General features: G+C 70.2%; 14 protein-coding genes and 1 tRNA gene. 2 read left to right on the plus strand and 13 right to left on the minus strand.

The features are described from left to right. Window positions 1-3: 3 nt before the first annotated feature. From IEZ19_RS12525 to IEZ19_RS12555, 7 genes are all read right to left on the minus strand, one after another. Window positions 4-76: transfer RNA gene (locus IEZ19_RS12525), tRNA-Ala, on the minus strand. Window positions 77-184: 108 nt separating this feature from the next. After that, complete coding sequence (locus tag IEZ19_RS12530; RefSeq protein WP_189311212.1) at window positions 185-862, minus strand: histidine phosphatase family protein; 678 nt, start codon at window positions 860-862, stop codon at window positions 185-187. Continuing rightward, window positions 853-1,299 carry a ribosome silencing factor gene (rsfS, locus tag IEZ19_RS12535; protein WP_189311213.1) on the minus strand — a complete coding sequence of 149 codons (447 nt, stop codon included), beginning with the start codon at window positions 1,297-1,299 and terminating at the stop codon, window positions 853-855. The genes IEZ19_RS12530 and rsfS overlap by 10 nt, the downstream gene beginning before the upstream one ends. A 203-nt stretch (window positions 1,300-1,502) precedes the next feature. Further along, window positions 1,503-3,176, minus strand: coding sequence for an LCP family protein (locus tag IEZ19_RS12540; RefSeq protein WP_189311214.1), 1,674 nt, complete (start codon window positions 3,174-3,176; stop codon window positions 1,503-1,505). A gap of 16 nt (window positions 3,177-3,192) precedes the next feature. After that, window positions 3,193-3,867: a nicotinate-nucleotide adenylyltransferase gene (nadD, locus tag IEZ19_RS12545; protein WP_189311215.1), complete on the minus strand. Its 675-nt coding sequence runs from the start codon at window positions 3,865-3,867 to the stop codon at window positions 3,193-3,195. A gap of 88 nt (window positions 3,868-3,955) precedes the next feature. Then, window positions 3,956-4,120: a hypothetical protein gene (locus IEZ19_RS12550; RefSeq protein ID WP_189311216.1), complete on the minus strand. Its 165-nt coding sequence runs from the start codon at window positions 4,118-4,120 to the stop codon at window positions 3,956-3,958. 119 nt (window positions 4,121-4,239) lie between these two features. After that, entirely contained in the window at window positions 4,240-4,401 is a 162-nt protein-coding gene (locus tag IEZ19_RS12555; protein ID WP_189311217.1) for a hypothetical protein, read from the minus strand. A gap of 104 nt (window positions 4,402-4,505) precedes the next feature. Between IEZ19_RS12555 and IEZ19_RS12560 the strand changes: the two genes are divergently transcribed. Beyond that, window positions 4,506-5,612, plus strand: a complete 1,107-nt coding sequence (locus IEZ19_RS12560) for a M48 family metallopeptidase (protein WP_189311273.1) — start codon at window positions 4,506-4,508, stop codon at window positions 5,610-5,612. Window positions 5,613-5,797: 185 nt separating this feature from the next. Here the strand turns inward: IEZ19_RS12560 and IEZ19_RS12565 are convergent, their stop codons facing one another. The 5 genes from IEZ19_RS12565 to proB all read right to left on the minus strand — a co-directional run bounded on the left by IEZ19_RS12565 (window position 5,798) and on the right by proB (window position 10,658). Continuing rightward, window positions 5,798-6,868 carry an SCO2583 family membrane protein gene (locus IEZ19_RS12565; RefSeq protein ID WP_189311218.1) on the minus strand — a complete coding sequence of 357 codons (1,071 nt, stop codon included), beginning with the start codon at window positions 6,866-6,868 and terminating at the stop codon, window positions 5,798-5,800. 89 nt (window positions 6,869-6,957) lie between these two features. After that, entirely contained in the window at window positions 6,958-7,512 is a 555-nt protein-coding gene (locus tag IEZ19_RS12570; protein WP_444545190.1) for an SCO2584 family spore wall biosynthesis protein, read from the minus strand. A gap of 95 nt (window positions 7,513-7,607) precedes the next feature. Beyond that, window positions 7,608-8,894 carry a glutamate-5-semialdehyde dehydrogenase gene (locus tag IEZ19_RS12575; RefSeq protein ID WP_189311220.1) on the minus strand — a complete coding sequence of 429 codons (1,287 nt, stop codon included), beginning with the start codon at window positions 8,892-8,894 and terminating at the stop codon, window positions 7,608-7,610. A gap of 61 nt (window positions 8,895-8,955) precedes the next feature. Continuing rightward, window positions 8,956-9,417, minus strand: coding sequence for a DUF8830 family protein (locus tag IEZ19_RS12580; RefSeq protein ID WP_189311221.1), 462 nt, complete (start codon window positions 9,415-9,417; stop codon window positions 8,956-8,958). Window positions 9,418-9,551: 134 nt separating this feature from the next. Further along, window positions 9,552-10,658 carry a glutamate 5-kinase gene (proB, locus tag IEZ19_RS12585; RefSeq protein WP_189311274.1) on the minus strand — a complete coding sequence of 369 codons (1,107 nt, stop codon included), beginning with the start codon at window positions 10,656-10,658 and terminating at the stop codon, window positions 9,552-9,554. Between the two features lie 213 nt (window positions 10,659-10,871). Here proB and IEZ19_RS12590 point away from each other — a divergent pair, with 213 nt between their 5' ends. Beyond that, window positions 10,872-12,299, plus strand: a complete 1,428-nt coding sequence (locus tag IEZ19_RS12590; RefSeq protein WP_189311222.1) for a polysaccharide pyruvyl transferase family protein — start codon at window positions 10,872-10,874, stop codon at window positions 12,297-12,299. Between the two features lie 141 nt (window positions 12,300-12,440). Here the strand turns inward: IEZ19_RS12590 and IEZ19_RS12595 are convergent, their stop codons facing one another. Beyond that, the gene (locus IEZ19_RS12595) at window positions 12,441-13,598 is read right to left on the minus strand and encodes a glycosyltransferase family 2 protein (protein ID WP_229840255.1); all 1,158 of its coding nucleotides are present in this window, start codon (window positions 13,596-13,598) and stop codon (window positions 12,441-12,443) included. Window positions 13,599-13,749: the final 151 nt, after the last annotated feature.

The raw sequence follows: 13,749 nt of genomic DNA on the forward strand, positions 1-13,749 counted from the left end.
GTGTGGAGCTAAGGAGAATTGAACTCCTGACCTCCTGCATGCCATGCAGGCGCTCTACCAACTGAGCTATAGCCCCTGGTCCCACGCGGCCGAGCCGCATGGTCTCTCGCCCCGCTCGGCGGGGCGAACAAGAAGAACTTTAGCCTGCGACCTGCCGGAAAGTGAAATCCGGGAGTGGGGGCGCTCAGTCGTCGTCGCCGAGGACCGGCTCCGGGAGAGTGCCGGCGTTGTGCTCGAGGAGACGCCACCCGCGGGCGCCCTCGCCGAGGACGGACCAGCAGCAGTTGGACAGGCCGCCGAGGCTCTCCCAGTGGCGGGCCTCCAGGCCGAGGAGGCGCCCGATGGTGGTGCGGATGGTACCGCCGTGGCTGACCACCACGAGGGTGCCGTCCTCGGGCAGCTTCTCGGCGTGCCGCAGCACGACAGGGGCGGCCCGGTCGGCGACCTCGGTCTCCAGTTCGCCACCGCCGCGGCGGACCGGTTCGCCGCGCTTCCACGCGGTGTACTCCTCGCCGTACCGGCCGATGATGTCCTCGTGCGTCAGCCCCTGCCAGACGCCCGCGTAGGTCTCGCGCAGGCCCTCGTCGCGGGTGATGTCGAGGCCGGTGAGGGCGGCGAGCTCGACGGCCGTGTTCGTGGCCCGCTGGAGGTCCGAGGAGACGATCGCGTCGGGCCCCAGGGAGGCGAGCAGCCGGGCGGCGCGGCGGGCCTGGCCGACGCCGGTCTCGGTGAGCTCGACATCCGTGGTGCCCTGGAAACGGCGCTCCACGTTCCACGAGGTCTGGCCGTGCCGCCACAGGATGATGCGGCGGCCCCGGCCGGGCCTGCGGTCCGCGCCCTCGCCGGTGCCGCTCATCGCCATTCCCCGCCCAGTTCGGCGGCCTCCTCGGCGGCCTGCAGCTTCGCGTGCTCCTCGGCCTTGCCGCGAGTGGCCTTCGCGTCGGCGGGCAGCTCGATCTCGGGGCAGTCCTTCCACAGCCGCTCCAGGGCGTAGAAGACCCGCTCCTCGCTGTGCTGGACGTGGACGACGATGTCGACGTAGTCGAGCAGGATCCAGCGGGACTCGCGATCGCCCTCGCGGCGCACCGGCTTGGCGCCGAGCTCCTTCAGGAGCCGCTCCTCGATCTCGTCGACGATCGACTTGACCTGGCGGTCGTTGGGCGCGGAGGCCAGCAGGAAGGCGTCCGTGATCGACAGGACGTCGCTGACGTCGTAGGCGATGACGTCATGGGCGAGCTTGTCGGCGGCCGCCTGGGCGGCGGTGTTGATGAGCTCGATGGAGTGGTCGGTTGCGGTCACTACGAAGCTTTCGGTCGAGGACAGAGATCGGCTGGAGGTGTGGGGGTCGGCCCCGACATGGCACAGCACGTCGGCGGTCACTTGCCATCAAGGGTCTCACGGCCCGCCGGGGGCACCCCACGTGATTATCGGATCACATGGGGTGCCGGGCCGTATCGGACTGCCGTCGTCCGGACCGCCATCCGGATGAGGACGGCTCGTCGTCAGGACGACGACGGCTTGTAGTCCTGGCCGAGGACCACCGAGACATCCGCGTTCGCGCCGACGTCGCCCTTCGCCACGGCGCTCGCGGGCAGGCCCAGGGTCTTCGCGACCTCGGTGGCGTTCTCCTTGTCGGCGGCGTCCGAGTAGAGCACCTTCGACGTCGTGGCGGAGGATGCCGCACTGCCGCCGCCCAGGAAGGAGAAGCCGCCGTTGAGGAGGACAACGCGGGCCTTCTCGGCGTTGCCCTCGACCCCGGAGGCGTTCTGCACGGACAGGCGGACGGCGGAGCCGGCGTCGGGGCTCTTGGCGGTGCCGCCCAGGATGTCCTTCACCACACTGGCGCTGGTCTGCTCGCTCAGCGTGCCGTCGGACTGCAGGGGCAGCAGGGCCGTCTTGTAGTCGCCGCCCTTGGCGAGGTCGGCGAGCTTGGCGAGGAATGCGCCGAGGTTCCTGTCGGACAGCGGCGGCTCGATGATCTGCCCCAGCGTCTGCACGGTGACGGTCGCGCCCTGCGCGTCTGAGGACATCTTGCGCAGCACGCCCTGCATGACCTGGCCGAACCGCTCCAGCTGGGCGTTCTGGGCCTCGCCCGGTCCGCGGTAGGTGGCGTAGGCGACGGCCGCCTTGCCGCTGAGGGTCTGACCCTTGCCCTTGTGGACGAGCGGCGCGGTGCCCTTCTTCTTGTCCGAGTCGGGGACGTCGGCATTGGTGTCGATGTCGATGTTGCCGACCAGCGTGACGAGGTTCTGCAGATAGGGGGTGTCCAGGCGCCAGGTGCCCTCGATGTTCGTGCCGAGGACGGTGTCGAGCTGGTCGCGGGTCCCGGAGGAGCCGTCGTCGCCGACCGACTTGGCGAGGGTGGTGACGGAGCCGTCATCGCCGCTCAGGGCGAGGGAGTTGGGCAGCAGGACGGTGGTGCCCTGCTTGGTGGTGGTGTTGTCGACCAGGAGCGCCGTGGAGGTGCCGCCCTTGGCCGTGTTGTGCAGATGGACGACGATCACGTCACGGTTCTGGTCGCCCACGGCCGTCGCCGTGCCCGACTTGGAGCCGGACGAGGACAGTCCGGGCAGCTTCCCTGCGTACCAGAGGTAGCCGACGCCGCCGACGGCGACGAGGGCGAGGACGACGCACAAGGCGATGAGCCGGCTGCGGGCGCGGCGACGGGCCTCCTCGCGGCGCTCGGTGCGGTTCTCGGTGAACTTCAGCCAGTCGATGACGTCCTCGGAGTCGCCGTCCGGCTCCTCCACGAACGCGAACTGCTCGGTTCGGTAATCCCGTTCAGGGGCTGCCGGCGGTTCGGGATGGTCGGCCGGGCCGGGCTGCTGAGGGATGTAGGCGGTCTGTTCGGCGGTTCGGGGCGGCCGGCCGTCGGGGGCCTGCTGCCCGTAGGGGTCGTACGACGGCACGGGTGGCTGCTGACCGGTCCCGTAGGGGTCGTAGGAGGGCACCTGGGGGTGGCTGCCGGTGTCGTAGCCGTCGTACGGGGGCACGGGTGGCTGCTGTCCGGCGGCGTACGGGTCGTACCCGTAGCCCTGTTGCTGCGCGTACGAGTCGTATGTCCCCTGTGGGGCCTGCTGGGCCGGGATCTGGCGGTACACGGGCCTGCCGTACTCGTCGTAGCCGACGAGCTCGTACTGGTCGCCCGCGTACCCCGGGTCGTATCGGTCGTTCACCGGTGCCCCTCTCGGCTCACTCGCCGCGGTACAGCTCGCGCTTGTCGATGTAGCGCACGACTCCGTCCGGCACCATGTACCAGATGGGATCGCCCTTGGCGACTCTCGCACGGCAGTCCGTGGACGAGATGGCCAGGGCGGGGACCTCGACGAGCGAGACGCCGCCCTCGGGAAGTCCCGCGTCGGTCAGGAGGTGGCCGGGCCGGGTGACCCCGATGAAGTGCGCCAGGGAGAACAGCTCCTCCGTGTCGAGCCAGGTCAGCAGCTGGGCGAGGGCGTCGGCGCCGGTGATGAAGAAGAGGTCTGTGTCGGGGTTGAGCGCGCGCAGGTCGCGCAGGGTGTCCACGGTGTAGGTGGGGCCGCCGCGGTCGATGTCGATGCGGCTCACCGAGAACTGCGGGTTCTCGGCGGTCGCGATGACCGTCATCAGATAGCGGTCCTCGGCCGGCGAGACCTTGCGGTGGGACTTCTGCCACGGCTGTCCGGTGGGGACGAACACCACCTCGTCGAGATGGAACTGCGCGGCGACCTCGCTGGCCGCCACGAGGTGCCCGTGGTGGATCGGGTCGAAGGTTCCGCCCATGACACCGAGACGGCGCTTGCCCGTGCGCACGGGCCCGTTGCCCGGCTGCGGCTCCGGGGCCCGCGCAGTCTCGTTCGCCGGACCGGTAGGCATGTGCTGCTCTCCCATGCGTGCAGACCCTACCGGCCCGGCCCGCGGGGCCCGTTCGTCAGACCCCGGGGTGTACGGCCCGGGGTGAGGCCGTCGCGGACAGTGGTCAGCGGTCCCGGTTGAAACGGGTGGTGATCCACAGCAGGAGCAGCAGGATGAGGAACGCGCTGCCGCCCGTCACGAGCGGGTCGAGGCTGTTGTGGTTGCCGCCGTGCTCCTCGCCCTCGGCAGCGAGGGTGACCAACTGGGCAGCGGTGCTGTGGAAGCTCATCTTCGGCAGACCTATCCGGTGTGGGCGGGATAAAGACGTCGGCCCATCGTATGCGGGCGGCCCGACGGCGATCACCCCGACTCCGCCGTTGGGGACGGGCGGGGAACGATCCGGGCGCCTCAGTCGTCCTTCTGCTTGTACCCGCGCAGCAGGAACCACGCGGTCAGTACGCAACCAAGGACCATCACGACGAGTACGATCCGCAGCAGATCGCCCGCCCCTTGCTGCTGGGCGGCGACGGCGGCCTCGGTCAGCCGGGCGGCTGCAGGGGTGTGTTCCATGGCGATGGACTCCTTCGGCTGTGCTGCCCGTCCACGGTATCTCCGCCTAGGCTGGGCACTGCTTCGGGGGCACTTCGGTCACACAGACGCACATGGGGGACCACATGTCCGACGACGGCCACGAGCAGAGCGCGCACGAGAACGTGCCGAGCAGGCAGCGGAGGCGCTTCCCGGGGATCTCCTCGCGGGCGTACGAGCACCCGGCCGACCGCTCCGCCCTGGTGGCGCTGCGCAAGCTGAGCGGTTTCGACACGGTCTTCAAGGCGCTCAGCGGGCTGCTGCCCGAGCGGAGCCTGAGGCTGCTGTTCCTGTCCGACTCGGTCCGCGTCTCGGACCAGCAGTTCTCGCACCTGAACGACATGCTGCGGGACGCCTGCTACATCCTGGACCTGGAGAAGGTCCCACCGATGTACGTCAATCAGGACCCGCAGCCGAACGCGATGTGCATCGGCCTGGACGAGCCGATCATCGTCGTCACCACCGGGCTCGTCGAGCTGCTCGACGAGGAGGAGATGCGGGCGGTCGTCGGCCACGAGGTGGGCCACGCGCTGTCCGGTCACTCGGTGTACCGCACGATCCTGCTGTTCCTGACCAGCCTGGCACTCAAGGTCGCCTGGATCCCGCTGGGCAACCTTGCGATCATGGCGATAGTGACGGCTCTGCGGGAGTGGTTCCGCAAGTCGGAGCTTTCCGCGGACCGGGCGGGGCTCCTCGTCGGCCAGGACCTGCAGGCCTCGATGCGCGGCCTGATGAAGATCGCGGGCGGCAACCACCTGCACGAGATGAACGTGGACGCCTTTCTCCAGCAGGCCGACGAGTACGAGTCGGGGGGCGACCTGCGCGACTCCGTGCTGAAGATCCTCAACGTGCTGCCCCGCTCGCACCCCTTCACCGTGGTCCGCGCGGCCGAGCTGAAGAAGTGGTCCGAGACCCGCGACTACCAGCGGATCATGGACGGTCACTACGCGCGGCGCACAGAGGACAAGGACACGTCGGTCAGCGACTCGTTCAAGGAGTCGGCGGCGAGCTACGTGAGTGACGTGAAGAGCTCCAAGGACCCGCTGATGAAGCTGGTCTCCGACATCGCGGGCGGCGCCGGGGACCTGGGCGGCCGGGTGCGGCGCGGCTTCGGTGGCTTCGCGAGCCCGGCCCCGCCGAAGGACCAGGGCTCGCACCCGAGGGACGAGACGCCGTCCGGCGACGACGACTGAGAGCCACCGGCCCGCGCATCGCTGCTTCGGCTTTCCACACAGGCCGGGCGCCCGCCACACGGCACTTCTGCGCCGACCGGGCGCCCGCCACAGGGAACTCCCACGCCGACCGGCGCCCGTCACACGGGGGGCTTCCAAGCAGGCCGGCGTCCGTCGGACCTTGGCTGCCACGCAGGTCGGCGTCGTCACACCTTCGGTTCCGCGCCGGCCGCCAGCGTGCCGCACAGCGCCGTCGCGCTGCCCGTCGCGTACGGGTTCGTGCCCGCCGGGCCGCCGCTCCTGGCGGTCTGGCCGGCCAGCAGTGGCTCCAGGTGGTTGGTGGAGTCCTCGGCGCAGGAGAGCGGACCGGCCTGGCCGTAGGAGACGACGAGCTGGGTCTGGTTCGTGCGCAGGTCGGTGCGGTCGAAGCGGAACGTCAGCTCGCGGCGGACGGTGAACAGTGAGGCCTGCGCGTGGTCGGCCGAGCCGGTCGGCCGGAGCGCGTAGACGAAGGTGTGGTCCGCGGTGACCTCCAGCGTGGCCGAGTCGACCTCGACGGCCTGGAACGAGCCCTGGACGCGGATCTTCGGATCCGCCAGTTCCGCGCGGGCGGGGTCGAAGCGGACCAGCCAGCCGGTGGGGGCGTGCCGCCCGTCGGCCGCGGGATGCTCGAAACTCTGGTCGAACTGGTCGAGTTGACCGGCGTCGAGCAGCATCCGCGCGAGATGCACCTGGCTGCTGTCGAGCACCTCGGGATGGAGCGAGGAACGGACGACGTAGTCCCTGGCGATGGTCAGCGCGGCCTTCACATCGCTGTCGGAGAAGTGGGCGGTGCGCCGCCAGGCGGGCAGGGGTATCGCGTCCTCGCCGACGCCGAACTGTGCGGCCGGGCTGTGCGCGTACAGATACTCGGGGTCCGCCGCGCCCGGCACCTTGCCCTGCGGGGACAGCGGTATGACGGTCATGCGCAGTGGCTCGACGGGCTGCCGGGCCTCGGGGGCGCCGTAGGGGTGGCGTACGCCCATGTAGATCGCGGTGCCGAAGGCGACGGCGATCAGCAGGACGAGGATCAGCGCCTGCCGGGACAGCCCGCGGTGCAGGGGCGGGCGCCGGCGCACCGCGGGGGCGTGGTCGGCCATCCGCTCCTGCGCCGAGTACTCCTGGAGGCGGGCAGCACGGACGAACGACTCGTCGAAGACGACGGATCGGTATTCGTCCTCTCCACCACCGGGAGCGCCCTCGGGTGCCCCCTCAGGTGGTTCTCCTGGCCCGCCCATACTTTCAGGGTAGGTCTCACGAGCCTCGGGTAAACGCCCTGCTACACGACAAGTTCTGACAGGTTCTCACCACGAACCTGTGCGGTCGTTCAGGGCGAGCGCGGGATCGCGGAGAGCGCCGGCTGGGAGTTGTGGGCGGACACGGAGGGAGCCGCCGCACTGCCCTGTTCAAGGCCGGTGGAAGCCGGCTGCGGGACCTGGTCGCGGCTGCCCGAGGAGGCGCTGCGGTAGACCGCCGCGAAGGCCAGCGCGACCATGCCGACGCCCATCACGAGGGCGAGGAGCCAGGCGACGGGGCGGTGCCAGCGGACGTGCTTGCCGTACGCTCCCGCGCCGGCGCGGTCCGCGGAGCCGTCGGGGTCGTCCAGGTCGTCGAGGTCGTGGTCCTGGCCGAACGGGTCGGGTTCGTACCCCTCGTCGTACCGCTCGCCCCTCGCGTGGGCCCGGCGGGCCTCGGCCTCGGCTCTCGCCTGGGCGGCAGCCAGAAGACGCTCCACAGCGGTCGGCTCGTGCACCACGGCCGCTCGCACGAAGGCCTCGTCGAAGACCACGGAGGCGAACTCTTCGTCCGACACCCCGCGGTCGTGGTCGTCGTCGGGCTCCCAGCCGTCAGGGAACGGCGTGCCCCCCACGTCCTCCGGCACGGATCCAGAGTAGACCTGGGGGGTCAATTTGGGCAGACGGTATGGAAATTCATCCGTCTGGTGAGACGGCCGGAGACGGCCGTCACCCGCTCATGTCAGCGGCGCACATGCCCGTCGCCGGTGACGATGTACTTCGTGCTGGTGAGCTCGGGCAGGCCCATCGGGCCGCGGGCGTGCAGCTTCTGCGTGGAGATGCCGATCTCGGCACCGAAGCCGAACTGGCCGCCGTCGGTGAAACGGGTGGAGGCGTTCACGGCGACGGTGGTGGAGTCGACCAGCTGGGTGAAGCGGCGGGCGGCCTGCTGCGAGCCGGTGACGATCGCCTCCGTGTGGCCGGAGGTCCACAGCCGGATGTGCTCGACGGCCCGGTCGAGGGAGTCGACGACGGCGGCGGCGATGTCGTACGAGAGGTACTCGGTCTCCCAGTCCTCCGGGGTCGCCTCGACCACGGTCGCCTTGGAGTCCGCGGCGTACGCCAGTACGCGCTCGTCGGCGTGGACGGTCACCCCGGCCTCGGCGAGCGCCTCGAGGGCGCGCGGCAGGAAGCGGGGGGCGATGTCCTGGTGGACCAGGAGGGTCTCGGCGGCATTGCAGACGCTGACGCGCTGGGCCTTGGAGTTGATCAGGATCTCGATCGCCATGTCGATGTCGGCGTGGGCGTCGACGTAGACATGGCAGTTGCCGGTGCCCGTCTCGATGACCGGGACGGTGGACTCGGTGACGACGGCCTGGATCAGGGAGGCGCCGCCGCGCGGGATGAGCACGTCGACCAGGCCGCGGGCGCGCATCAGCTCGCGCACGCTCTCGCGGCTCTCGCCGGGCACCAGCTGCACGGCGTCGGCGGGCAGCCCGGCGCCGCCGACGGCGTCCCGGATCACCCGGACGAGGGCGGCGTTCGACTCGTACGCGGAGGCCGAGCCGCGCAGCAGCACCGCGTTGCCGGACTTCAGACAGAGGGCCGCGGCGTCGACGGTGACGTTCGGGCGGGCCTCGTAGATGATGCCGACGACACCGAGCGGGACGCGGACCTGGCGCAGGTCGATGCCGTTGGGGAGGGTGGAGCCGCGCACGACCTCGCCGACCGGGTCGGGCAGCGCGGCGACGTCGCGCACGTCGGAGGCGATGGCGCGCACCCGCTCGGGCGTGAGGGTGAGCCGGTCGACGATGGCCTCGCTGGTGCCGGCCTCGCGGGCCTTGGCGATGTCCAGGGCGTTGGCCTCGACGATCTCGCTCGTGCGGACCTCCAGGGCGTCCGCGATGGCGAGCAGCGCGTCGTCCTTCTCGGCCCGCGGCAGCGGCGCGAGGTCGGCGGCGGCGGCCTTGGCACGGTAGGCGGCCTGGGTGACCGGGGACATGGCGTCGTACGGCGAGAGCGTCGTCATGGGGGAAGGGTAGTGCGCGGACGGTAAGGGCTCAGCGTTTGTCCCACACCGCGAGACGGGGTCAAAACGGGTGAACTCCGACCGGTGTCGCCGGTGGCGGGCCGTAGCCCTCCGCGATGCGCTGATGGTAGGTCTCGCGGTCGATGACCTCCAGGCCGACGATCTCCCAGGACGGCAGTCCGGCGCTCTGCCGGTGCTCGCCCCACAGGCGCAGCGCCACGGCGGCCGCGTCGTGCAGGTCACGGGCCTCTTCCCAGTAGCGGATCTCGGCGTGGTCGGGCGCGTATCTGCTGGTGAGCAGGAAGGGGTGGTCGTGGGCGAGCTGTTCCAGCCCACGGCGCAGCTCCCTGAGCGGTACCTGGTCGCCGGAGACGCTGAGGGTGACGTGCCACAGCCGGGGCAGGTCCTTCGGCTCCTCGTACGTCTCTCCGGCCGCGACGCTCGTCAGGGGACGCTCCTCGCCCGTGGTTCGCGAGGGGGAGGCACCGCGGGACGCCGTCGCCCCAGGGCGTACTCGTCTCACGACAGCCTCCTTCGCGCAGCGCTCGTGCCGGAACGTGTCCAAACATGTTCCTCAGACAAAGTTGAGCAGCCCGCAAGGCTCCGTGGGGCGGTTTTACGGAACGTCCCCCACCGGGGTCGGTGGTTGTGCCCGGTTTACGGGTGCAGGATCACCAGGTCGTCCCTGTGTACGACCTCTCGTTCGTACGCCGGACCCAGCTCGCGCGCCAGCTCGCGCGTCGAACGCCCGATCAGCTGGGGGATCTCCTTGGCGTCGAAGCTGACGAGCCCGCGCGCCACGGCGTGCCCCCGCGCGTCGCGCAGCTCGACCGGGTCGCCGGCGCTGAACTCGCCCTCGACGGCGGCGATCCCGGCCGGCAGCAGCGACTTACGGCGCTCGACGACCGCGTGCACGGCACCGTCGTCCAGGGTCAGTGCGCCCTGCGGGGTGGACGCGTGCTGGAGCCACAGCAGCCGGTCGGCGGAGCGCTTGCCGGTGGGGTGGAAGTAGGTGCCGGTGTCGCCGCCGGTGAGGGCCTCGGCCGCGTGGACCGCGCTGGTGAGGACGACGGGGATGCCCGCGGCGGCGGCGATCCGGGCGGCCTCGACCTTGGTGACCATGCCGCCGGTGCCGACGCCGGCCTTGCCGGCGCTGCCGATCTCGATGCCGTCGAGGTCGGCGGGTGTGCGCACGTCCGCTATCCGCGAGGTCCCCGCCTTGCCGGGGTCGCCGTCGTAGACGCCGTCGACGTCGGAGAGCAGCACCAGCAGGTCGGCGTGGACGAGGTGGGCGACGAGGGCGGCGAGGCGGTCGTTGTCGCCGAAGCGGATCTCGTCGGTGGCGACCGTGTCGTTCTCGTTGACGACGGGGAGGGCGCCCATCGCGAGGAGCTTGTCGAGGGTGCGGGAGGCGTTGCGGTGGTGGGCGCGGCGGCTCATGTCGTCGGAGGTGAGCAGGATCTGGCCGACGCGGACGCCGTAGCGGGCGAAGGAGGCGGTGTAGCGGGCGACGAGCAGGCCCTGGCCGACGCTGGCGGCGGCCTGCTGGCGGGCGAGGTCCCGGGGCCGGCGGCGCAGTCCGAGCGGGGCGAGGCCGGCGGCGATGGAGCCGGAGGAGACGAGGACGATCTCCCGCTCTCCGCCGCTGCGGATCTTGGCGAGGACGTCGACGAGCGCGTCCACACGGTCGGCGTCCAGGCCGCCGGACGCGGTGGTCAGCGACGAGGAACCGACCTTGACGACGATCCTGCGGGCCTCGCCCACGGCCTGCCTTGCCCTTGCCACCGTGCCCTCTGTCCCCTCGTACACGTCCGGGTGCCTCACCCGGCAATCTACGCGAAGGGGATCGTGCGCCGCGCATCAGTCCAGTCCCCGGACGCGCACCCGGTAACCGCTTGCTCACGCGTCGCATATGGCAAAAAGGTTGTACTGGTTCCTTCTAGAAATTAAAGAGGACGTAAACATAATGTGACCACTGTGTCGTCTCCAGTCCGCCCCCAGCGCATCCTCCTCAGATCGGGGAAGAGCCCCTTCGACGCGATTCCCGTGGAGGAAGCCCTCCACAAGAACGTGATCGCCACCAATTCCGGCAACCTGATCTTCAGTGACGCCGCTCACAAGATCCTCGAGACTCCGGGTACCGAGGTGGTCTCGAACCGCATGCGCGTCGATGTGACCGCGGCCGGCCGTATCAACGAGGAGTACGACGCCTTCGTCGTACCGCTCGCCAACGCGTTCCGGCCTTCGTTCGCGGAGCCGCTGCAGAAGCTGACGCAGCTCATCGGAAAGCTGAAGATCCCGGTGGTCGTCCTGGGTGTCGGGGCGCAGGCCGACGTGGGCTTCGACGCGGGACGCCTCAAGCCGCTCGAGCCCGTCGTGCGCGACTTCGTCTCCGCGGTGCTGGACCGCAGCGCGTCCATCGGCGTGCGGGGCGAGTTCACCGAGAAGTATCTGAAGGACATGGGCTTCAGGGACGTCGAAATCATCGGCTGCCCCTCGATGTTCATGTGGGGCAAGGAACTCGCGGTGCACAAGCGCGTGGACGCGCTGACCACCGAGTCCCGGATCTCGATCAACGGCTCGCACAGCGCCGTGAAGAACCAGGGCATGGACAAGATCATCCTCAATGCCCATGCCCGCTACCCCCATCTGCGCTTCGTCGGCCAGAACCTCTCCGACGCGCAGCAGATGCACTGGCGCGATCTGTCGGACCGCAACAGCCGGGTGACCGGGATGCCGACGCATCCGGACCACCCGATGTACCGGGAGGACAAGGTCCGGATCTACATCGACCCGGTGCGCTGGATCGACGATCTGCGCGGCTTCGACTTCTCCTTCGGCTCCCGCATCCACGGCAACATCGCGGCGCTGCTGGCCGGCACGCCCGCGACGGTGCTGTGCAGCGACTCGCGGACGCTGGAGCTGTGCCGCTACTTCGACATCCCGCACCGGACGCTGACCGAGGTGCCCGAGGACGTCGACCCGGCGCGGCTGTACGAGGAGGCGGACTTCGGTGCACTGGTCGGCGGTCACTCGGAGCGGTTCGAACGGTTCGTCCGCTTCCTCGACGTGAACGGGCTGAAGAACACCTTCACGCACGGCGACGGCGGGGCGGCCTTCGAGCAGCGCATGAAGAAGCTGACGTTCCCGGAGGGCATCCGCCCCTGGAACGCCGCCGACATCGACTCGATGGTCTCCCGGTTCGGCTGGCTGCACTCCCGGGTCAGCCAGTTGTCCAAGGACAACGCCCAGTTGAAGCGTGAGCTGACGCGGGTCAGGACGAGCGCGAAGGGCGCGGCCAAGGCCGCCACCGTGGCGCAGACGCCGGCCGTGACCGTGCGGACCCCTTCGGTCTACCGGCGTGCGCGCCGCGCGATGGGCCGGGCACTGCAGTCCGGGCGTTGACCGCGGTCGGGTCCCGCCCGCGCTGTCCGAGCGTTGACCGCGGTCGGGTCCCGACCCCCGCCGGCCCGGTGTCAGCCGCAATCGAATCCCGACCCGCTGTCCGGTCCCGCCCCCGTGGGCGGGACCGGACTTCGCTGTTCGTCAGGCCACTGCCCCGTAGCCGTCCGTCGGCAGTGATCGGCGCATCCTGCGCAGCGCGCGCCGCAGGAGGGAATGGGCGGCCGCCTCGCGGTAGCCCTCGAAGGCGCGGGCCTCGCGTGCTTCGGCGAGGTAGAGGGAGTCGGGGATGCCGGCGGTCCGCGAGCGGAAGTGCGGGTAGACGAGGTAGACGCGGGTGCCGTGCTTCTCGATGACGGCGGCGGCCTGCCGCTTGGCCCGTACGAACTCCACGACGTCCACGAGGAGATCGGGCCGCCCCACGGCCACCAGGTGCAGCCTGAGCCGCTCGTGGACCCTGAGTCGGCGGGCGACCTCTGAGGTCCAGTAGGCCTCCATGAGTGGCTTGGCCAGCTCGAACTTGTTCCGCCTGACGTCCTCGGAGTCCTTGAGGAACTTCGGGCCGAACTGCGGCAGCAGGGTCACCAGGAAGGGCCGGACCATGAGAGTGTCGCGCTTGGGGCCGGCCGGGACCATCTCGGCTATCAGGTTCATCAGGGCGCGCGCGGAGTCGAAGCGGAGCGTGTAACTGCCGCTCTTGGTCACGTGCTTGCCGTCGTCACGGCCCACCAGGTAGTAGCAGGTGTAGTCGGCGAGCACGGAGACGCCGTCGGCCCGCAGATAGGCCTCCATCGTGAACAGCGCGTCCTCGCCGGTCCACAGCGACTCGTCGAAGCGCATGCCGTGCCGCTCCAGGAGCTCGCGGCGGAAGAGCTTCTGGGCGCTGAGGGTGAACTTGATGTTGGAGGAGTAGACGTCCGTACGGTCGAGGGTCTGGCCCCACATCGACTTGGGCGGGGTGCGGTTGATGCCCTCGACGCGGCCCAGGACCACGTCCGTGCCGTTCCTGTCGGCCATGGCGACCATGCGCTCCAGGGCCTCGGGGCCGAGCCGGTCGTCGGCGTCGAGGAAGAACACATACCGTCCGGCCGCCTTGCCGAGGCCGACGTTGCGCGGGCCGCTGGGGCCGCCGGAGTTCTCCTGCCGGATCACCGAGACCGGCATGGGCGCGCCGGCCGCGAAGTCCTCCAGGTACTCCCCCGTGCCGTCGGTCGAGCCGTCGTCGACCGCGATGACCTCGACACGTGCCGGGTCGATGGTCTGCGCGGCGACGGACGCCAGGCACTCGACCAGGTACGGCATCGCTTCGTACGCCCCGATGATCACGCTCACATCAGGCTGCGTCACGACGGTCACGTTTCCCCCTCGTCAATGGAATATTTCCCCCGTATCGCCTTAATCGCAACTTGTTAGACGGTCGGCCGGGATGATCGGTTGCTTCAGGGCATGGATC

This window comes from Streptomyces brasiliensis (assembly GCF_014647875.1).
GTDB classification, from domain to species: Bacteria; Actinomycetota; Actinomycetes; order Streptomycetales; family Streptomycetaceae; genus Streptomyces; species Streptomyces brasiliensis.

What these genes read in the sequence shown, in the direction of transcription:
- nadD (WP_189311215.1), bottom strand. Translation starts at nt 3,867, where the DNA reads ATGGGAGAGCAGCACATGCCTACCGGTCCGGCGAACGAGACTGCGCGG.
- IEZ19_RS12560 (WP_189311273.1), top strand. Translation starts at nt 4,506, where the DNA reads ATGTCCGACGACGGCCACGAGCAGAGCGCGCACGAGAACGTGCCGAGC.
- IEZ19_RS12550 (WP_189311216.1), bottom strand. Translation starts at nt 4,120, where the DNA reads ATGAGCTTCCACAGCACCGCTGCCCAGTTGGTCACCCTCGCTGCCGAG.
- IEZ19_RS12595 (WP_229840255.1), bottom strand. Translation starts at nt 13,598, where the DNA reads ATGCCGTACCTGGTCGAGTGCCTGGCGTCCGTCGCCGCGCAGACCATC.
- IEZ19_RS12530 (WP_189311212.1), bottom strand. Translation starts at nt 862, where the DNA reads ATGGCGATGAGCGGCACCGGCGAGGGCGCGGACCGCAGGCCCGGCCGG.
- IEZ19_RS12565 (WP_189311218.1), bottom strand. Translation starts at nt 6,868, where the DNA reads ATGGGCGGGCCAGGAGAACCACCTGAGGGGGCACCCGAGGGCGCTCCC.
- IEZ19_RS12555 (WP_189311217.1), bottom strand. Translation starts at nt 4,401, where the DNA reads ATGGAACACACCCCTGCAGCCGCCCGGCTGACCGAGGCCGCCGTCGCC.
- IEZ19_RS12575 (WP_189311220.1), bottom strand. Translation starts at nt 8,894, where the DNA reads ATGACGACGCTCTCGCCGTACGACGCCATGTCCCCGGTCACCCAGGCC.